Below are 18150 nucleotides of genomic sequence, written 5' to 3' on the forward strand. Positions count from 1 at the left end.
GGTGGAGCTCCTTCCGGCCCGGCGGTCCGTCCTCCGGGTACGGCGGCAACTCTGGTCGCGCGGAGGTCCGAAATCAGTAGCGGCACCGTCCGGACCGGGGGTGGCACTGGCTGCACCACCGGGCGGGCACCAGGGTGGTGGTACGGCTCTGACCAGTGCGATTACCGTACGGGCATGGGACTTTCCGGGGCGCTGAGGCGTACCACCAGCTGGATCGCCGGCCACGCTCCCTGGTCGGCGTGGGCCTGGCGCAGCACCGCCTTCACCGCCGCCGGTATCCCGACGGCCCTGCCGGCCGCGTCCGTGTTCACGTGCGCGGTCGTGGCGCCCGGCCGGGCGGCGGCCGCACTGCTCGTGGTGCTGGTCCTGAGCCCGCTGCTCACCCTGCTGCAACGCAGCCGGTTCCGGGAGCTGCTGGAGCTGGAGATACCCGCCGTCCGGTACGCGCACCGGCCGCTGCGCCCGCGGGGGCTGCTCGAACGGCTGCGCTCCGAGTCGACCTGGCGGCAGTACGGGTACCACCTGCTCGTCAGCCCGCTCGCCGGCGCCGGCGGGGCCCTGATCGTCCTCGCCTGGGCGTGCGGGGCGGCCGGGGCGAGCGTGTACGCCTGGTCGTGGCTGGTGCCCGTCGGCGACCGCGACCTGGGCTGGACCCGGGGCTACGACGCCGTCACCGTGCTCGGCGCCCTGCTGCTGCTGGCCACCCCCTGGCTGGCCGCCGCCCTGGCCCGGCTCGACGCCTTCGCCGCTGCCGCCCTCCTCGGACCCAACCGGGCCAAGGAACTGGAGCGCCGCGTCGAGGACCTCGCCGAGAGCCGGGCCGGCGTCCTCGACGCGGCCGACCTCGAACGCCGCCGGATCGAACGGGACTTGCACGACGGCGCCCAGCAGCGGCTGGTCGCCCTCGCCATGAACCTCGGCATCGCCCGCGCCACGCTCACCGACCTGCCGCCCGAGGCGAAGGCCGTGATCGACGAGGCGCACCGCGAGGCCAAGGAGGCCATCGAAGAGCTCAACAGCCTGGTACGAGGCCTGCATCCGGCCGTCCTGGAGGACCGGGGACTGGACGCGGCCCTCTCCGGGATCGCTGCCCGGGCGCCGCTGCCCGTCGAACTGACCGTGGAGCTGGCGCACCGGCCCGGTCCCACCGTCGAGGCCGTCGCCTACTTCGTCGTCTCCGAAGCCCTCGCCAACGTCGCCAAGCACGCCGAGGCCTCCCGCTGCCGCGTGGAGGCCCGCCGGGACGGCGACCTGCTGCGCATCACCGTCACCGACGACGGGGTGGGCGGCGCGGACCCGGCCCGTGGCACCGGACTGGTGGGCCTGCGCAAACGCGTAGGGTCGGTCGACGGAACCATCCTGATCAACAGCCCCCTCGGGGGCCCGACCGTCGTGACTGTGGAGCTGCCGTGCGGGCTGTGATCGCCGAGGATTCGGTGCTGCTGCGAATAGGGCTGGTCAAGGTCCTCGAAATGGCCGGATTCGAGGTGGCCGCCGAGACGATGGACGCCGAGGGCCTGCTCGCCGCCGTCGCCGAACACCGGCCCGACCTGGCCCTGGTCGACGTCCGCATGCCACCCGGCTTCACCGACGAGGGCGTGCGCGCCGCCCTGATGATCCGGCGTCAGTGGCCCGGGACCTCGGTGCTGCTGCTGTCCCAGTACGTGGAGGAGCGCTACGCCGCCGATCTGCTGGCCAGCCGGACCGGGGGCATCGGGTACCTGCTCAAGCAGCGGGTCGCCGACGTCGAGGAGTTCATCGACGCGCTCAAACGGGTCGCGGCCGGCGGCACCGCGCTCGACCCGCAGGTCGTCTCGCAGCTGCTGCTGCGCCGCGGCGGGGGCATCGACCCGCTGGAACGGCTCACCCCGCGCGAGCGGGAGGTGCTCGCGCTGATGGCCGAGGGCCGCTCGAACGCGGGTATCGCGGGCGGGCTGGTCATCAGCGAGAGCGCGGTCGCCAAGCACATCAACAACATCCTCGCCAAGCTCGACCTGCCGCAGGCCGACGGCGACCACCGGCGCGTGCTGGCGGTGCTGCGCTTCCTGGACGGGACCTCGTGAGCGGGGGCGGCGGCGGGAGCGGAGCCGCGGGCGGGTGGCGTCCGCGGAGAGCGGCGTGGATCGTGGCCGCGGTCCTGAGCGCCGTGCTCGTCGTCGCCCCGGCCGCCTGGCAGGTCTGGGCGTACACGTCCACCGAGAGCGGGACGCTGAGCGGCGGCAGCGGCGAACGGGCGGTGGCCGCAGTGGAGATCGACGCGGGCGGCGCCGACGTACGCGTCACCCCCCGCGCCGACCGGCAGGTGGTCTACCGGGCCGAGGTGCGCTGGTCGCTGACCGCTCCGGAGATCGAGGAGAGCTGGCTCGGCGACACCCTGAAGCTGACGCCGCGCTGCCCGGCGGTCGGGGCCGTGGTGGAATCCGGCCTCGGCTGCTCGGTCGACCTGGGCGTCACCGTGCCCGCCGGAGTTCCGGTGAAGGTGACCGCGGGCTCCGGCACGGTGGACATCAGCGGGCTGGGCGGCGCCGTCGACGCCGAGGTGGGTACGGGCCAGCTCCGGCTGACCGCACTGAGCGGACCGCTGCGGGCGAGCGTCGGCTCCGGCTCGCTCGAGGCCTCGGGGCTCACCTCACCGCAGGCCGAGCTCCGGGCCGGGGCGGGCTCTGCCGTCGCCCGTTTCGCCGCCCCGCCGCAGCGGGTCACCGCCCGGGCGGGCGCGGGCCACATCCGGCTCACCGTGCCCACGGCCACCCGGTTCCGGGTCACGGCCCGTGCGGGGTCGGGCCACTGTGAGGTCGTACCCGCCCTGCACGACCCCGCCGCGCCGGGCCGGCTGGACATCTCGGCGGACTCGGGCAGCGCCGAGGCGGGCTACTGAGCCCCGGGGCCGCGCCGGGCGGCCACGGCGCGTGCCGTGGCCGCCGGGGCGGTCAGGCGCGGGGCGGGACCCGGGAGGGGCGGCCCGTGCCGCGGGTGAGGGAGTACCCGAAGATGCCGGCGAGGGCGCCGAGCAGTCCGCCCGCGGCGGTCCAGACCCAGCGGTCGGACCAGCGTCCGCCGGACCAGCCGTCGGCCGGCTCCCCGACGGCCGCCGGCTGCGGCTTCGCCGAGCTCCCGGACACCGCCTGCGCGGTCTTGCCGATACCGGGTACGAGCGGCGCCGCCAGGGCGCCGTCGACCGCGTAGGCGCCTCCCGTGTCCCTGGTGGAGGCCTCGACCTCGGCCCGTACCGGAAGACCGAGGTCCTCCTCGGCCACGCCGACGACGGTCAGCCGGACGTAGTAGCTGCCGGGCAGCGGGTCGTTGGCCCAGGGCTCCGCGCCGGGGCGGACGGTGCGCAGGGTGCAGGAGAGCTCGACCGAGGCGGCCTCCTTGGCCGCCGCGGCCTGCTGCGTGCCGTACGTGCACGCCTGGCGGCGGCGCAGCCCGTCGTAGACGTCGAGCTGCCAGGTCGAGGCGCCGTGCCGGTTCGCCGCCGGAGGCAGCTTCACCGTGGCCTTGACCGTGGCCCGCTGCCCGGAGTCCAGCGGGACCACCCAGTAGAGGTAGTCACCGGTGGACGCGTCGGCCGTGGCCCGCTGGCCGGGCCGGATCGCCGTGGCGGTACGGAACGCCGTGCCCGCCTCGGTCGGCCCGGAGGCCTTGCCGCCGGGGCTCGGGCTCGCGCTCGCCGACGGGGTGTCCGCCGCGGCCGCGCCGGACATGGCGAGCACACCGCCGACGGCGAGGGCGGCTGCGGTCAGTGTGCGTACGGTACGCATCAGTTGGTCCTCCAGACCGAGATACGCCAGCGGGAGATCCAGCCCCACAGCAGACCGGCGACGAGACCGGCGAGCACCAGCACGCCGAGCAGCCACCAGCCGCGGCCGAGGCCGAACGACGCCGCGTCGGACGCGTCGTCGGGCCCGTCGACCAGGTCGATGGTGAGCTCGACCGGCAGGCCCGGCGTGGTCTTCACCGAGGCGGGCGCCGAGAAGGAGTTGCTGATCTGCAGGCAGACGGTCTCCGTCGCGGACTTGCCGTCCTCGTCGGCGTCGGAGTCGAGCTCGGCCTTCGGATAGCGCAGACCGGCGGAGATCATGTCCGTCCGTCCGTCGCCCGCCTCCGAGCCGCGGACGATCTCCCGCCCGTGCACGGTCGTCGCACGCAGCATGACGCCGTAGTCGTTGTTGACGGCCCGGTCGGCGGCGATGCTCACCGAAGCGCGCAGCTCCTGGCCGGGCTTGACGTCCACCCGGTACCAGCGGTGCTCGCCGAACGTCTCACGGTCGGTGTACAGGCCCGCGCCGAGCTGCGGGGCGCCCGCGCACTGCTTGGCGCCCTCGGTCGCCACCGGGGTGACGACCGGGGTGGCCGCGCGGTCCACCAGCTGCTTGACGCGGCCGGAGAGCTCGGCGGTGTGCTGCACCGAGGTGTAGGTGCCGCCCGTGGCCTCGGCGATGCAGATCAGCTGGTTGCGCGTCTTGGCGTCCGGGACGAGCCCGAGCGTGTCGATGACCAGGTGGATGCCCTGGGCCGCGATGTCACGCGCCACCTCGCACGGGTCGAGCGGGGCGCAGGTGTCCTCTCCGTCCGTGATGAGCACGATCCGCCGGGTGGCGTCACCGCCCTTGAGGTCCTCGGCCGCGCCCAGCAGGGCCGGCCCGATGGGCGTCCAGCCGGTGGGGGCCAGGGTGGCCACCGCCGTCTTCGCCTCGGTCCGGTCGAGCTTGCCGACCGGGTAGAGCTGCTTGGTGTCCTTGCAGCCGAGCTGCCGGTCGTCACCGGGATAGGTGGCCCCGAGGGTCCGTATCCCGAGCTGCACCTCGTCCGGTGTGGCGTCCAGTACCTCGTTGAAGGCCTGCTTCGCCGCCACCATCCGGGACTTGCCGTCGATGTCGGTCGCCCGCATCGAGCCGCTGACGTCGAGGACCAGCTCGACCTTGGGGGACTCCTTCGCCACCGGTTCGCCGGCAGCGGCATTCGCCGGGAAGAGCCCGACCGCCAGAGTGGCCAACAGGCCGCAGGCCCCGGCCGCCACCCATTTTCTTGTGATCATCGCCGGATCGTATTGAGGATCCACCCCCAAACCAAAACGCTCCGGGGAACCCCGCCCGCCCCGGCGCCACCGGCGCCGACCTGCTGTCGGCGCCGCCCGCGGTTACGCTGGACGGGGGAACGGTGCGCAGTGCCCCGACGGAGGCGACCTCATGAGACGACGCCATCATTTCCACATCGATCATGCGGGGCACTCCGTCAGCGCCACCGTCGAGACCGGCCACCACGTCGAGGTGGAGATCCTGGTCGACGGCAAGGAGACCGGCCACGGCACCACGCACCACGACCGGCCCGTCACGGTGCAGGTGGAGCTGCCGACCGAGCCGCCGATGCCGGTGTCCGTCCGCGCGACACCCGGGCCGGGCCTCCCGCGCTGCGTCCTCGAGGCCCCGGACGCCGCTCCCCAGGTCATGTCCCCGCGCCACTACTGACGCCTGCCGGCGACACGGCCGAGCGGCACGCCCCCCGGCCGTGGAGCCGGGGCACGCGCCGCTCGGGAGGAGGTCAGGCGGGCGTCAGCTCGCCTGGAGGGTGACGTCGTCCACGACGAAGGAGGTCTGGAGGGACTGGTCCTCCACGCCCTGGAACTTCAGGGTGACGCTCTGGCCGGCGAACCGGGACACGTCGTAGCTCTTGAGCACGTAGCCCGGGGCCGCGTCCAGGTTGGACAGGGTCTCCAGGGTCTGGCCGCCCACCGAGACGGTGAACCGGTCGTACACCACGCTCTCGTTCTCGTCGGTGTCGATGTGCAGGTAGAAGGCGAGCCGTGCCGTGGCGCAGCCGGCCGGCAGGGTCAGCGACTGCGAGGCGCTGTCCGTGTGGGAGGTCCCGTAGCCGGTCAGCCATGCCATGTACGAGCCGCTGTGCGAGACCTGGCCCGACTGGTTGGTGATGACCCCCGACGTGGCGGTCCACGGGCTGCTGCCGCTCTCGAAGCCGCCGTTGACGACGACCTGGCGCGGGGTGCACGTGCCCTGGCCGCCCCCGACGGTCAGCGTGTAGGTGGTGCTGTGGGCGACCGTGCCGGTACCGGTCACGGTCAGGGTGTACGTGCCCTGCGCGGTGCCCGCGCCGACCTGGACGGTGAGCGTCGAGGAGCTGCCGGATTGCACGGACGTCGGGCTGAGCGTCGCGGTCACGCCGGACGGGGCGCCGGAGACCGACAGGGCGAGCGACTGGGGGCTGCCGCTCACGGTGGTGGTGTTCACCGTGGAGGTGACGCTGGTGCCCGGGTCGGCGGAGCCGGCGGCCGGGGAGGTGGCGATCGAGAAGTCCTGCGCCGGGGTGTCGCCGCCGACGGCCTGCTTCCAGATCGTGTAGGCGACGCCGTCGGCGCTGCGGTCCAGGACCGTCGCGTTGATGTTGGCGGTCGTGTCGCAGGAGCTGTGGTAGCAGGCGTCGTACGCAGCGTTCGCGGTGCCGCCCCACTTCGTGGCCTGCGCCGAGGTCTTGCGGGCGCTGGCTCCGGCCGCGTAGCCGGAGGTGGGGATGCCGCCCTGCTGGAAGGAGTAGTCGTCACTGCGGCCCTGGCCCTCGGTGTTCTCCTCGGGGGCGAGGTTCAGCGAGGCCCAGTACGCCTTCAGCGGCGCGGCGGTGGCGGAGTTGAGGTTGTTGATGAAGTAGCCGCCGTTGGGCGAGGCGACCATGTCGAAGTTGTAGTAGCCCTTGATGGCGGCCTTCTCGGCGCTGCTGAGCCGGCCCACGTAGAACTCCGAGCCGTTCAGGCCCTGCTCCTCGTCGGTCCACCAGGCGAACCGTACGTGCTTGGTCAGGGTGGGGTTCTTCTGCGCGAGGACGAGCGCGTTCTCCAGCAGGGTCGCGGAGCCCGAGCCGTTGTCGTTGATGCCCGGGCCCGCCGAGACGCTGTCGAGGTGGGAGCCGAACATGACGGTCTGGTCGGCCGGGCCGCCGGGCCAGTCCGCGATCAGGTTGTTGGACGGGTAGGTGCAGGAGGTGCAGTTCTGCTCGGTGACGGTGAAGCCGGCCGCCTGCAGCTTGCCCTTGATGTACGCCACGGACTGGGTGTAACCGGCGCTGCCGGCCCGGCGGTTGCCGCCGTTCTGCGAGGCGATGGTGTTCAGCTGGGCCAGGTGCGCCTGGACGTTGGCCACGTTGATGTTCGGCGGGTCGTTCTGGGGCGGCGTGCCGCCGACGTTCAGGGTGTAGTCGACGGTGTGCGCGAGGCTCGGGCCCTGGCCCTTGACCGTGACGGTGGAGGACCCCGGCGCCGCGTTGGACGTGGCGGAGAGGGTCAGGGTCGAGGACTGGCCGGACTGCACGGTGGCCGGGTTGAACGAGGCGGTCACCCCGGACGGCAGGCCGGTGGCCGTGAGGGTCACCTGCTGCGCCTGGCCGGTGGTGGTGCTCGTGGCCACGGTGGTGGTGACCGAGGCGCCCTGCTGGACGGTGCCCGACGACGGGTTCAGCGTCATCGAGAAGTCGTCGTTCTGGCCGCTCGGGGTGCAGGTCGGGTCGCCGGACTGGGCGGGCACGCTGATCGCGTCCCAGGCGGCCTTGGTCCTGGTGAACAGGTTGCAGGTCGTCGGGTCGAGCGACTTGGCGGAGCTGAGGGTCGCCGTCCGGTACTTCTTGTAGGACATGCTGCTGGTCTTGAGGAGCATGCCGCCGTAGAAGATCTTGCCGGCGTTCTGCACGCCCACGCCGGTGACCGTGGACTGGTTGCAGGTGGGGCTGTTCGGCTTGCCGCCGCCCGGGCTGCTGCCCTCGGCCAGCAGGTAGAACCAGTGGTTCAGCGGACCCGCGGCCTTGTGCACCTCGGTGCCGGGTATCGCGGAGCTGTAGCAGGCCGGGTCGTTGTTGACGGCCGGCGGGTTGTACATGTTCCGGATCGGACCGTTGCCCTGGAGATTGATCATCTCGCCGACGGTGTAGTCCGGAGTGTCGTACGGGGCGGGCTCGTTCGCGTACGCCTCGGTCAGCGCGCCGAAGATGTCGCCGGTGGCCTCGCCGAGCCCGGACTCCTGGCCGCTGGTGCCGCCGGGGGTGTTGGAGTCGATGGCGTGCCCGTACTCGTGGCCCACCACGTCGATCCCGGCGATCCACTCGTTGGCGCTGTTGTGCCCGATGGTGACCGAGCTGCCGTCCCAGTACGCGTTGAGGTCGCCCAGGCCCACCTTGCCCGGGAAGCTGCGGCCGTTGCCGCTGACGCCGTTGCGGCCCAGCCACTGGCTCAGCATGTCCCACTGCTTCTGGGCGGCGAACATGAGGTCCGTACAGCCGGTTTCCTTGGACGTCGCGTTGCCCGTGCCCCAGGAGTCGGAGGACTTCGTGAACACGCTGCCGGTGCTGTAGTCCGCGCAGCTCAGTCCGGGCCGGTTCGGGTCGCTCAGCGAGAACGAGCCGCCCGAGGCGGTGGTGGAGATGGTGAGCGGGTTCGGGCCGTTCCACTTGCTGGTGCCGCTGCCGGCCACGACCTCGTCGTGGCGGTCGACGACCTTGCCGGTGCGGGCGTCGACGAAGACGTGCAGTTTGCTGGGCGCCGTCCTGGTGTTGCCGGAGAGGACGGTCTCCCAGGCCAGGACCGGCTTGTCGTCCTTGATCTTGACGACGAGGCGGCTCTCGAGCACCTTGTCGACCTTCGCCAGCTCCGCGCGCGAGGTGGCCTCGGCCGCCTTCGCGGTCACGGAGGGGGTGGTCGCCACGTCGATCACGGTGGAGGAGGCCGACTGGAGGGCGCGGACGTGCCCTTCGCCATCGGCGAGGACGACCGCGTCGCCGCCGACGACCGGCAGGCCGCGGTAGCTGCGCTCGTAGGAGACGGAGTACAGGTCCTGTACCCAGGGGGTGACCAGGCGCCTGTCGTACTGCTGCTGGGGCGAGTTGACCAGGGTGTCGAGACCGCTGCGGACCGCCGCGTCGGCGGCGGCGACCGCGCGCTCGGCGGACCTGGCCTGCGGGGAGGGTGCGGACCCGGTCTGTGGCGAGGCGGACGCGGCGGTGGCCAGCGTGCCGGCGAGGCCCGCGGTCAGCACCATGGCCGCCACGGAAGCCATCCATCTGGTGGGCTGCAAGAGTCCACTCCGATCGTGTGTGGGGGGTGCGGCTGGCTGTTCGCGCCGAGTATGGGCGTGGACATGGCGAGATTGGGACATCTCTGCGCGCATAAGACCCGCGTTATGGTGTGGTGGGGTCACGCTGCGTAAGCTGCCGGAATGCAGCTGGAGTTGAGGCATCTGCAAGCCGTGTGCCAGATAGCGGAGTCCGGCAGTCTGGGCGGCGCGGCCCGCCGGCTGGGGGTCTCCCAGCCCGCACTCTCCGCGCAGCTGCGCAGGATCGAACGGGTCACGGGCGGCGAGCTCTTCGTCCGCGGCCGGCACGGGGTGGAGCCCACCCCGCTGGGCCAGTTCGTCCTGGCCAAGGCGCGCCGCGTGCTCACCGAGATGGAGACCCTCGGCGCCGAGACCCGCGCCATGGCGACCGACGCCCCGCTGCGGCTCGGCTGCATCCTGCTCGTCCTGATCGACGGCCTGCTCACGCGGACGGACCTGACCCTGTCCGGGCGGGAAATAACCGTGGACGTGGAGCACTCGGTGACCGCGCTCGTACGGATGCTCGGCGCGGGGCACTACGACGTCATCGTCTACGGCGAGGTGAACGACCACGAGGTCGCCCTGCCCCAGGGGGTCCTGGCCCGGACCCTGGTGCCCAAGGAGCCGTTCTGCATCCGGATGTCCACCCGCCATCCCCTGGCGGGGCGGGAGGCCCTGGACCTCGCCGAACTGGCCGACGAGCAGTGGATGACCCTGGTGGAGGACGACGACGGCGGCCCCGAGGCCCTGGTCGAGGCCTGCGCGAAGGCCGGCTTCGTCCCCTCGCTGCGCTACCGGATCACCGACCGCAAGATGCGCCACGACCTGGTGGCGGCGGGCCGTGCCATCTCCCTCACCCAGCCGACGGCCCCCGCGGTGGAGGGCACGGTGATGCGCCCGCTGCTCGGCACCCCGATCACGGGCCGCATCCGCCTCGCCTGGAACCGCTCGTCGGTCTCCGCCGGACAGGCGGACACCCTGTACCGCGCGGCGGCCGGCGCGTACCTGGCCAACGTGGACAACAACCCCTTCCACCGCACCTGGTGGGACGCCCACCCGGAATCCCACCCCGTCCTCGGGTGAGGCCGGTCCCCGGGCCGGTCCCCCGGCCGGCGCCGTGCCGGGGCCGGGCCCTCAGACGGGGGCGCCGGCGGAGTCCGGCACGAGCCGCTCGGCATGGACCAGGCCCGCGACGTGGTCGGTGACCATGTCGAGGATCTCCGCCGCCGCGGCGGCGTCGCCGAGCACGAGGAAGTTCAAGGTCAGCCCGTCCGTCATCGCTGCAAGGTAGCGGGCCAGCACGGGGACGGGGACGCGGAGTTCGAACTCCATGCCGAGCCGGACCTGCTCGATGAGCTCGCCGTACGTCGCGCAGTACAGCTCGTACTGCCGCCGGGCCAGATGCTCGAACCCCGGCTCGCGCAGGGCGTACTGCGTGAGTTCGTACGTGAGCATGTGCTCGGCGGGATGGGCGCAGACGTGGTCCCAGTACGCCTGGAAGCCGGCCCGGACGGTCTCCCGGAGGGTGGTGCGCGGCCGGATCGCCTCCTTCACCACCGTCAGGTAGTGCTCGGTGATCGTCTCGATGACGGATTCGAGCAGCGCCTGCTTGGAATCGAAGCAGTAGTGGAAGACGCTCAGCGACACGCCCGCCTCGGCGGCGATGGACCGGGTCGTCGTCCTGGGGACGCCGTCGCGGGTCATCGCGCGGATCGCGGCCTCGGTCAGCTGCCGGCGCCGCTGCGCCAACGGCATCCGTGCCATGGGGATTCGGTTCCCTTCGTTCGCGTACTGCGGCGGACGGCCGGGGCCGGCCGGACCGGACGATCCGATCCGGCCGGCCCCGGCCGCGCTGCCCCGGCGCCGTCAGCTGCTGTAGACGCCGACCTCGTGCAGGGAGTACCCCCACTGCGTGCCGCGCCCCACCCCGTGGACCCGTACGTAGCGGGCGGGGACGCCGGCGAACTGCGCCGTGTCCAGGCCGCCGTCACCGGAGGTCGTGGACCACACCGTCTGCCAGTTCACGTCGTCCGCGGACACCTCGATCCGGTACGACTTCCCGTACGCGCGCTCCCAGTCGAGGGTGACGCGCTTGACGAGGCCGGGGGACCCGAGGTCGATCCGGAGCCATTGGTCGTCGCTCCAGTCGCTCGCCCAGCGGGTGTTCGTGTTGCCGTCCACCGCCCGGCCGGGCGCGTAGCTGACGAACGGGTTCCACTCGGCGGAGCTGGCCGAGGCGGGCGCGCCCGCGGCGAGGTTGACCCCGGCCTTGTGCTGCTCGGACGCCCCCCAGGTGCGCAGGTAGGACTCGGCGCCCTTGAAGAGGTCGTCCACGACTCCCTGGCCGCCGACCTGCCGGATGTCCTCGATCCAGTCGGGAACCAGGCCGTAGTGCGCGGCGCCGTCGGTGTTGAGGTCCCAGGTGCGCTGCCCGGTGGTCTGCCTGTCGATGACGGAGCCGCCGTCGGTGCTGCGGAAGGGGTACTTCACCGGGTTCGGGGTGTCGGCGCCGCGCGGGCCCGGCCAGCCGCCGACCCCGTTCATGTCGGTGCCGTACCCGTAGCCCACGTGGTACTTGTCGCGCAGCGCGTCCGTGCGCGCGGCCTCCGCGCTGAACCCCTCGGCACCGTTCATGTACTGGGCGGCGAACCCGCCGAGCTTGTAGAGGCGTTCGGTCCAGCCCAGGTCCATCCAGCTGTGCGAGGAGATCACGCCCGGGTAGGACTCGGACTCGAGGATGTCGAAGGCCCGGCCCGCGGCCTTGACGCTCATGTGGTCGACTTCGAGCATCATCTTGCGTTTCATCATGCCGCGCACGGCGTACTCGCCGAGGTCGGTGAGACCGCGGGTGTTGCACTGCGCGCCGGCCGCGTACGAGGGGACGGACACGCCCGCCGGCAGCTCCTTCTGCGCCGAGGGCGCAGCCGCCAGGCCGATCGGGTTGTCGTGCTGCGGTCCGGCGCACTGCTCGGTCTTCCAGAAGGTGCCGGTCGACAGGAACTGCCCCACGTTGATCGCCGTGCCCAGGGCGCCCTCGTCGAAGCGCACCCCGCACAGGGCGTTGTCGAACTTGTGGCAGAGGAACATGCTGCGGACGCCGATCCGGTGCAGCTCGTCGAGGCCGCGGTCGATGTCCTCCTTGCTGCACTGGGAGATGTCCAGGATCTGCTTGCAGCCGAACGGCTCGGAGGTCTCCACGCCCAGGATCACGGCCAGTTTGCCCTGCTGGATGACGTCGCGGGCCTGCGCGGAGTCCGTGACGATGCGGAACCAGCCCTTGCCCGGGCCGCCGTACATCTTGTCGATGTAGGCCTGCATGTCGTAGGTCTTCTGCGCCTCGAGGCGGATGGCGGTCATCTCGTCGCAGCTGCGGTCCTTGAAGAAGTAGACCGAGCAGATCACCCCGTTGGTGACGAGGTCGTTGACGAGTACGCGCTGGCCGCCGCGCCAGGCCCGCTCGATCCAGGCGTAGTAGTTCTGCTGGTGGGTCAGCGAGTCGTGGGCGGGCCAGTCCTTGAACGTCGGCCAGCCGTTGGGGTCGTGCTTGCCGTCGCCGCCCTTGGTGATGAAGTCGAAGATCGCGAGTGTGCCGTCGGGGTAGTGCTCCGGGCAGTCCTTGAGCGCGTCGGCGACCCCGAGGTCGGAGAACGCCTTGCCGCAGATGAGCCGGCCGCCGAAGCCCTCGTTGGACATGATGTGGTCGTGGGCGTCGACGAAGCCCCGTACCTGTCCCTGGGCGTCGGTGCCCTTGAAGGGCTCGCCCGTCACGTTGATCTGGGAGTCGGGCGCGGGCCGCGCCGTGGGGTTCCACCAGCCGGGATCGGCTTCGGCGGCGGCGCCGGGCGCGGGGCCGAGGGCCATGGCCACCATGGCGAAGAGCAGGGCGAGCAGCGCGAGGGGCCTGCGCCTGGTGCGGGGGGCTCGGGTCATGGTCATCACTCACGTCATCGGGAGGCGGATGGCGCGGTCGAGGACGCAGACCGTCGGAGAGAGCCGGTGAATTGTCATGTCCCGCGCAGGCAGTGCGATGAGAATCGCGACTGGTGCGAGCAGAGTCAAGAGTCCGGGACAGATGACCTGATGGAATGTCAGGTGTGGTGGTGGGGGCGGGGGAGGCCCTGGCCGGCCTCCCCCCCCCGCTACTCGGCGCCCTCGCCGAGGACCGCCGCGATGCCCTGTGCGAGACAGGCGATCCGGTGCGTCGGGAGTCCCGCGATGTTGATCCGCCCGGCGGTCGTCCCGTAGATCGCGTACCCGCTGCGCAGCCGCAGCATCTGACGCGGTGTGAGCGGCAGCATGGAGAACATCCCCTTCTGCCGCGCCAGTACATCGGCCTGAGCGTCCCAGCCCAGCGCGGTCAGCTCGGTGGTCAGGCCCTTGCGGTTGTCCTCGATCCGGGCCCGCATCCCGTCCAGCTCCGCGCGCCACAGGGCCCGCAGCCCGTCGTCCTCCAGGATCGCCGTCACCACCGCGGCGCCGTGCTCCGGCGGCATCGAGTACAGGGTGCGCGCCGCGTTCTGCAGGGCCGTCTCCACGTGCCGCAGCGACTGGCGCGACGCGCCGAGCACGACCGCGCAGCCGGTCCTGTCGCTGTAGAGCCCGAAGTTCTTCGAGCAGCTGATGGCGACCAGCATCTCCGGCACCCGCTCCGCGAGCAGCCGCGTGGCCGCCAGATCTGCCTCCAGACCGTCGCCGAGCCCGTGGTATGCCAGGTCCACGAACGGCACCCAGCCGGCCCGCTCGGCCAGCCCGGCGACCGCCTCCCAGTCCTGCGCGGACGGGTCGACCCCGGTGGGGTTGTGGCAGCAGCCCTGGAGCAGGACGACGTCGTCGCGCCGCGCCTGCCCGAGGTCGCGCAGCATGCCGGCCGTGTCGAAGCGGCCCTCGGCATCGAGCCAGCCGTACGTCCGCACGGTCAGCCCGGCGGCCTCGAGGATGGGCCGGTGGTTGACGTACGCGGGGTCGCTGATCCAGACCGTCGTGCCCGGCCGGGTGCGGCAGATCAGATCGGCCAGCAGCCGCAGCGCGCCGCTGCCCGCGACCGTCTGGACGGCCACGGCCCGCTCGGCCGCCCCGCCGGAGCCCAGGACCAGCGACAGCATCGCCCGGTTGAAGCCGGTGTTGCCGGAGAGCCCCCGGTACTCCTTGGACGCGGAGCGCTCCGCCAGGCGTATCTCGGCCTCGCGGACGGCCGCCATGACCGGGGTGCCGCCCGTCTGGTCCCGGTAGACGCCGAGGACGAGGTTCAGGCGCTCGGGCCGCGCGTCGGCGCCGTACGCCTCGGTCAGGTCCCACAGCGGGTCGACGGGCGGCGGCAGGAGGAGCTCAAGCATGGACGGGAACCTCGGGCTGGGTGCGGGTACGGGGACGGGGGCGCCGGTTGGCGAGGGCGACGCCCGCGGTGATGAGGGGGACGCCGACGAGCACGGCCACGGTCGGCGACTCGTCGAGCAGGGGAACGGCGAGCAGCACCACGGCGACCGGGCTGAGGCTGCCCACGGTGGAGCTGCGCTCCGCGCCGAGGCTGCGGATGGCGTAGGCGTACAGCAGGCCGGCGCACAGGCCGACGCCCAGCCCCTGCACCACCAGGAACAGGGCGATGTCGCTCCCGGCCGCCGAGGCCAGGCCGGTGGGCAGCACCCCGGTCAGGACCAGCAGCGCCATCACCGCGAAGGAGGGCAGGCACAGCAGGCCGATCGATCCGACCGGATCGAGGTCCACCTCCTTCAGTCCGACCGTGTACAGGGCCCACAGCCCGCTCGCGACGAGCAGGATCCCGGCGCCGGCCAGCACCTGCGTGTTCAGCGGGACGACGTAGCGCCAGACCAGGGCGACCACGCCGACCGCGATCAGTGCCAGCCCGACCGCCTGCGTGCCCCGGGGCAGGCCCTTGCCCGCGGCGACCATCAGCGCGGAGACGAAGAGCGGGACCATCCCCGGGACGATCGAGCCGACGAAGGCCGCCGAGGTCAGGGAGCCGCCGTACATCGCGGCCAGGAAGAACGGCACCCCGGCCCCGCAGGCGATCTTGAGCGCGGTGGCCGGGCGGACGGCGGCGATCCGCCGGCGCCGCCGCCACAGCGCGGGCGCCAGGACGAGGAGCGGGACGCCGAAGCGCAGCAGGGCCGCGTCGGCGGGCAGCAGGGAGGAGGTGCTCAGGGCCCGGGCGCTGAGCGCGAAGGCGGCCCAGATCAGCACGGTCACCACCAGGGCCACGGTGCCCTTCGCCTGTGGGGAGAGCCCGAAACGGCCTGCGGCGCGGGCCGGTGGGGGCGCCGTCGCGGGCCCGGCGTTCGTGGTGACCAAGGGGGTTCCTCCAGCCTCAGGGGCCGGATCCGGCCATGGAGCAACGCTAGATCTTTTGCCGGGGCAGCCGATTGCCAGTTCTGCCTCTCGGACATACGTTTGAGGCAGAATCTGCCAAGGAGTGGTGATGGACGCAGTCGATCTGCAGATCATCCGTGAGTTGCAGGCCGACGGACGGCTGTCCAACCAGGACCTCGCCGACCGGGTCCGGCTGTCCCCGTCGCCCTGCCTGCGCCGGGTCCGGCGCCTGGAGGAGGCCGGCCTGATCCGCGGCTACACCGCCATGGTCGACCAGGTCGCCTTCGGCCTGCCGATCACCGTCTTCGTCCGGATACGGCTGGACCGGCACACGAAGGAGGCGGTCAGGGTCTTCGAGGAGCACGTCGCGGTCATCGAGCACATCCAGGACTGCTACCTGATGGCCGGAAGCAGCGACTACCTGCTCCGGGTGGTCATCGAGAGCCTGGAGGCGTACGAGGCCCTGGTGCGCCACCGGATCCACGCAATCCCCGGCATCGCGTCGATCGAGTCGAGTTTCGCATTCGGCAGCGTGAAACAGTCCCGGGTCTATCCGAGCCCCGCGTGACATGCGGACGCCGGAGGGGCTGTGAGCCTCTCCGGCGTCCGCGGTGCGGGGGCGATGCCCCGCCCTCAATTCGCGAGCTTCTGCTTCAGGTTCTCCTTGAGCTGCAGCTTGATGTTCTGCTTGTTGACCTGGCCGCCCGTGCCGGTGCCGTTGCCGCCCACGGCGGTGGCGTCGCCGGTGTTGACGGCGTCGGCGCTGGCCTTGCCGCCGGTGGCGTTGCCGGTCTGGATGTCGCATCCGCCCTCGCAGTTGCCGACGCCGCTGCCGGCGTTGCCGCCGGTGGCCTCGCCGCCGACCGTGGTGTTCTCGGCGTTGGCGTCGCCGCCGGTGCCGATGCCGTCCGCACTGTCGTCCTGGAGGAGGTTGACGGCCTGCTGCGGCGCGGCGGTCGGCGCGGCCATCGCGGTCGCGGGAATGGCGATGCCACCACCGACCAGCGCGACGGAAGCTCCGGCCAGGACGATGCGACGGGTCCAAAAACGCTCAGACATGAGAATTCTCCATTCGGAACAAACAAGGGGTCTGGTAAACCGTCTCCGGGAGTTCCCGGTGAGGGCGTACTTCCAATGAACCCGACGGGGGAAAACGCGTCACGCCACTCGAAGACGTGGCTTGACGCAATGAATCGATCTTGATAGACCGGGCGCCCGTGTGGATCGCTGGATAGAATTTCCGGTAGGAAAGAGCGGCCCGTCGCGTGGGCGGGCCGTCCCCAGGCCGGCCGGGTGAGGGTGGTGCCTGATGGGCACGGCATCGGACTTGAGCCTCTACGCGGGCCGCCCCTCCGGCCTGATCGGGAAGCAGATCGCGGGGTACCGGGTCGAGCGCATGATCGGCCGCGGCGGCATGGCCGTCGTGTACTGCGCGCGGGACCTGAAGCTGGACCGCATGGTGGCGCTCAAGCTGATCGCCCCGGAGCGCGCCCGTGACGAAACCTTCCGGCGCCGCTTCACCCGGGAATCGCGTGTCGCGGCGTCGATCGACCACCCGCACATCGTGCCGATCTTCGAAGCCGGTGAGACCGACGGCGTCCTGTACCTCGCCATGCGCTACGTCTCCGGCCAGGACCTGAGGGCCATGCTGGACCGGGACGGTCCGCTCCCCGTGCCGACCGCCGTCCGCATCGCCGCGCAGGTGGCCTCGGCCCTCGATGCGGCGCATGAACACGATCTCGTGCACCGGGACGTGAAACCCGGCAACATCCTGGTCGCCGCGGGCACCGACAGCGAACACCCCGAGTACGTCTATCTCACGGACTTCGGACTGACGAAGAATGCGCGGTCGGCCACCGGAATCACCACCACGGGCGAATTCCTCGGCACGCTCGGCTACATGGCCCCGGAACAGATCTCCGGACGGCCGCTGGACGGCAGGTGCGATCTCTACAGCCTCGCCTGCGTCGTGTACGAGACCCTCGCGGGCGGGCCGCCCTTCGAGCGCGACGAGGATGCGGCGCTGCTGTGGGCGCACCAGTACGACCCTCCGCCTCCCCTGACCGAGCGGCGGCCGGGGATCCCGCCCGCCGCGGACGACGTCCTGGCCAAGGCCCTGGCGAAGATCCCCGAGGACCGCTACGACTCCTGCCTGGAGTTCGTCGCGGCCCTGCGCGTCGCCACCGCGACCGGCGCCCCCCAGCCCGCCGTTGTGCCGGCCGGGGAGGATGCGCGGCAGGCCGGGCACAGAGCGGAGGACCCGGTGGTGATTCCGGATCCTCCGGCCTGGGCCCGGCCGGTCTTCGCGCGCCCGCCCGGGGCGCTGTAGGCAACCGGGCTCCGCGTGCGGGTCACAGTCCGAGGGAGATGGCCAGTCGGGTCAGTTCGGCGGTGCTGTTGATGCCCAGCTTGGCGCGGATGCGGCGGAGGTAGGCGTCGACGGTGTGCTTGGAGAGTCCCATGTGGCGGGCCGTCTGCAGGTAGGTGCGGCCGGCGGCGATGTGGCCCAGTGCCTCCTGCTCGCGCGGGGCGAGGGACAGGGCGGCGGTCTCGGTCTCGGTCTGCGGGGTGGTGAGGGTGAGGCTCATGGGATTTCCCTCCGACGGATCGGATCGGTCATCTCTGCTCGCGCCCTCGGAAGCAGGTGGACATGTGGCCGAATGTCCGGTTTGTCCTGCTAAAAATCCTGCGCTCGCACCTTCACGACGGTGTCCGTCGACTGTCACAGGCGTGTGACAGG

The 18150-nt window shown here is 72.0% G+C and carries 16 protein-coding genes; 7 read left to right on the forward strand and 9 right to left on the reverse strand.

Annotated features, from left to right (window positions below):
* The first annotated feature begins 174 nt into the window (after positions 1-174).
* The 3 genes from ACFYXK_RS12175 (at position 175) to ACFYXK_RS12185 (ending at position 2878) form a co-directional block, all read left to right on the forward strand.
* Positions 175-1422: a histidine kinase gene (locus tag ACFYXK_RS12175; RefSeq protein ID WP_389411047.1), complete on the forward strand. Its 1248-nt coding sequence runs from the start codon at positions 175-177 to the stop codon at positions 1420-1422.
* The gene (locus ACFYXK_RS12180; RefSeq protein WP_389411048.1) at positions 1410-2063 is read left to right on the forward strand and encodes a response regulator; all 654 of its coding nucleotides are present in this window, start codon (positions 1410-1412) and stop codon (positions 2061-2063) included. Before ACFYXK_RS12175 ends, ACFYXK_RS12180 begins: the two co-directional genes overlap by 13 nt.
* Positions 2064-2125: 62 nt before the next feature.
* On the forward strand, positions 2126-2878 hold the full coding sequence (locus tag ACFYXK_RS12185) for a hypothetical protein (RefSeq protein WP_389411049.1): 753 nt from the start codon (positions 2126-2128) through the stop codon (positions 2876-2878).
* Between the two features lie 52 nt (positions 2879-2930).
* On the opposite strand, the gene ACFYXK_RS12190 is transcribed toward ACFYXK_RS12185, so the two are convergent.
* Positions 2931-3761, reverse strand: coding sequence for a hypothetical protein (locus ACFYXK_RS12190; RefSeq protein WP_389411050.1), 831 nt, complete (start codon positions 3759-3761; stop codon positions 2931-2933).
* On the reverse strand, positions 3761-5038 hold the full coding sequence (locus ACFYXK_RS12195) for a VWA domain-containing protein (RefSeq protein WP_389411051.1): 1278 nt from the start codon (positions 5036-5038) through the stop codon (positions 3761-3763). The genes ACFYXK_RS12190 and ACFYXK_RS12195 overlap by 1 nt, the downstream gene beginning before the upstream one ends.
* Before the next feature lie 151 nt (positions 5039-5189).
* Between ACFYXK_RS12195 and ACFYXK_RS12200 the strand changes: the two genes are divergently transcribed.
* The gene (locus tag ACFYXK_RS12200) at positions 5190-5468 is read left to right on the forward strand and encodes a hypothetical protein (protein ID WP_383510709.1); all 279 of its coding nucleotides are present in this window, start codon (positions 5190-5192) and stop codon (positions 5466-5468) included.
* Between the two features lie 84 nt (positions 5469-5552).
* On the opposite strand, the gene ACFYXK_RS12205 is transcribed toward ACFYXK_RS12200, so the two are convergent.
* Positions 5553-9050 (reverse strand): M28 family peptidase, encoded by a 3498-nt coding sequence (locus ACFYXK_RS12205; RefSeq protein WP_389411330.1) that lies wholly within the window; start codon positions 9048-9050, stop codon positions 5553-5555.
* A 159-nt stretch (positions 9051-9209) separates the two neighbouring features.
* Here ACFYXK_RS12205 and ACFYXK_RS12210 point away from each other — a divergent pair, with 159 nt between their 5' ends.
* On the forward strand, positions 9210-10169 hold the full coding sequence (locus tag ACFYXK_RS12210) for a LysR family transcriptional regulator (RefSeq protein ID WP_389411052.1): 960 nt from the start codon (positions 9210-9212) through the stop codon (positions 10167-10169).
* Between the two features lie 51 nt (positions 10170-10220).
* Here the strand turns inward: ACFYXK_RS12210 and ACFYXK_RS12215 are convergent, their stop codons facing one another.
* The 4 genes from ACFYXK_RS12215 to ACFYXK_RS12230 form a co-directional block, all read right to left on the reverse strand.
* The gene (locus ACFYXK_RS12215; protein WP_389411053.1) at positions 10221-10850 is read right to left on the reverse strand and encodes a TetR/AcrR family transcriptional regulator; all 630 of its coding nucleotides are present in this window, start codon (positions 10848-10850) and stop codon (positions 10221-10223) included.
* Positions 10851-10952: 102 nt separating this feature from the next.
* Positions 10953-12956 (reverse strand): discoidin domain-containing protein, encoded by a 2004-nt coding sequence (locus tag ACFYXK_RS12220; protein WP_389411331.1) that lies wholly within the window; start codon positions 12954-12956, stop codon positions 10953-10955.
* A 269-nt stretch (positions 12957-13225) separates the two neighbouring features.
* Positions 13226-14419 (reverse strand): aromatic amino acid transaminase, encoded by a 1194-nt coding sequence (locus ACFYXK_RS12225; protein WP_389411054.1) that lies wholly within the window; start codon positions 14417-14419, stop codon positions 13226-13228.
* Positions 14412-15392 carry a DMT family transporter gene (locus ACFYXK_RS12230; protein ID WP_389411055.1) on the reverse strand — a complete coding sequence of 327 codons (981 nt, stop codon included), beginning with the start codon at positions 15390-15392 and terminating at the stop codon, positions 14412-14414. The genes ACFYXK_RS12225 and ACFYXK_RS12230 overlap by 8 nt, the downstream gene beginning before the upstream one ends.
* Positions 15393-15519: 127 nt before the next feature.
* Here ACFYXK_RS12230 and ACFYXK_RS12235 point away from each other — a divergent pair, with 127 nt between their 5' ends.
* Complete coding sequence (locus ACFYXK_RS12235; protein ID WP_323139609.1) at positions 15520-15978, forward strand: Lrp/AsnC family transcriptional regulator; 459 nt, start codon at positions 15520-15522, stop codon at positions 15976-15978.
* Positions 15979-16043: 65 nt separating this feature from the next.
* Here the strand turns inward: ACFYXK_RS12235 and ACFYXK_RS12240 are convergent, their stop codons facing one another.
* Positions 16044-16469, reverse strand: coding sequence for a hypothetical protein (locus ACFYXK_RS12240; protein WP_389411056.1), 426 nt, complete (start codon positions 16467-16469; stop codon positions 16044-16046).
* A gap of 250 nt (positions 16470-16719) precedes the next feature.
* Here ACFYXK_RS12240 and ACFYXK_RS12245 point away from each other — a divergent pair, with 250 nt between their 5' ends.
* The gene (locus ACFYXK_RS12245; RefSeq protein ID WP_389411057.1) at positions 16720-17739 is read left to right on the forward strand and encodes a serine/threonine-protein kinase; all 1020 of its coding nucleotides are present in this window, start codon (positions 16720-16722) and stop codon (positions 17737-17739) included.
* 22 nt (positions 17740-17761) lie between these two features.
* Here the strand turns inward: ACFYXK_RS12245 and ACFYXK_RS12250 are convergent, their stop codons facing one another.
* Positions 17762-17998, reverse strand: a complete 237-nt coding sequence (locus ACFYXK_RS12250) for a response regulator transcription factor (protein ID WP_383510724.1) — start codon at positions 17996-17998, stop codon at positions 17762-17764.
* Between the last annotated feature and the right edge of the window lie 152 nt (positions 17999-18150).

Origin of the sequence: Streptomyces sp. NPDC002209 (assembly GCF_042890265.1) — a bacterium.
Taxonomy (GTDB): Bacteria; Actinomycetota; Actinomycetes; order Streptomycetales; family Streptomycetaceae; genus Streptomyces.

Coding starts and splice junctions, on each gene's coding strand:
- ACFYXK_RS12195 (WP_389411051.1), bottom strand. CDS start 5,038: ATGATCACAAGAAAATGGGTGGCGGCCGGGGCCTGCGGCCTGTTGGCC.
- ACFYXK_RS12215 (WP_389411053.1), bottom strand. CDS start 10,850: ATGGCACGGATGCCGTTGGCGCAGCGGCGCCGGCAGCTGACCGAGGCC.
- ACFYXK_RS12225 (WP_389411054.1), bottom strand. CDS start 14,419: ATGCTTGAGCTCCTCCTGCCGCCGCCCGTCGACCCGCTGTGGGACCTG.
- ACFYXK_RS12205 (WP_389411330.1), bottom strand. CDS start 9,050: ATGGCTTCCGTGGCGGCCATGGTGCTGACCGCGGGCCTCGCCGGCACG.
- ACFYXK_RS12175 (WP_389411047.1), top strand. CDS start 175: ATGGGACTTTCCGGGGCGCTGAGGCGTACCACCAGCTGGATCGCCGGC.
- ACFYXK_RS12235 (WP_323139609.1), top strand. CDS start 15,520: ATGGACGCAGTCGATCTGCAGATCATCCGTGAGTTGCAGGCCGACGGA.
- ACFYXK_RS12220 (WP_389411331.1), bottom strand. CDS start 12,956: ATGGTGGCCATGGCCCTCGGCCCCGCGCCCGGCGCCGCCGCCGAAGCC.
- ACFYXK_RS12245 (WP_389411057.1), top strand. CDS start 16,720: ATGGGCACGGCATCGGACTTGAGCCTCTACGCGGGCCGCCCCTCCGGC.
- ACFYXK_RS12250 (WP_383510724.1), bottom strand. CDS start 17,998: ATGAGCCTCACCCTCACCACCCCGCAGACCGAGACCGAGACCGCCGCC.
- ACFYXK_RS12210 (WP_389411052.1), top strand. CDS start 9,210: ATGCAGCTGGAGTTGAGGCATCTGCAAGCCGTGTGCCAGATAGCGGAG.
- ACFYXK_RS12200 (WP_383510709.1), top strand. CDS start 5,190: ATGAGACGACGCCATCATTTCCACATCGATCATGCGGGGCACTCCGTC.
- ACFYXK_RS12240 (WP_389411056.1), bottom strand. CDS start 16,469: ATGTCTGAGCGTTTTTGGACCCGTCGCATCGTCCTGGCCGGAGCTTCC.
- ACFYXK_RS12190 (WP_389411050.1), bottom strand. CDS start 3,761: ATGCGTACCGTACGCACACTGACCGCAGCCGCCCTCGCCGTCGGCGGT.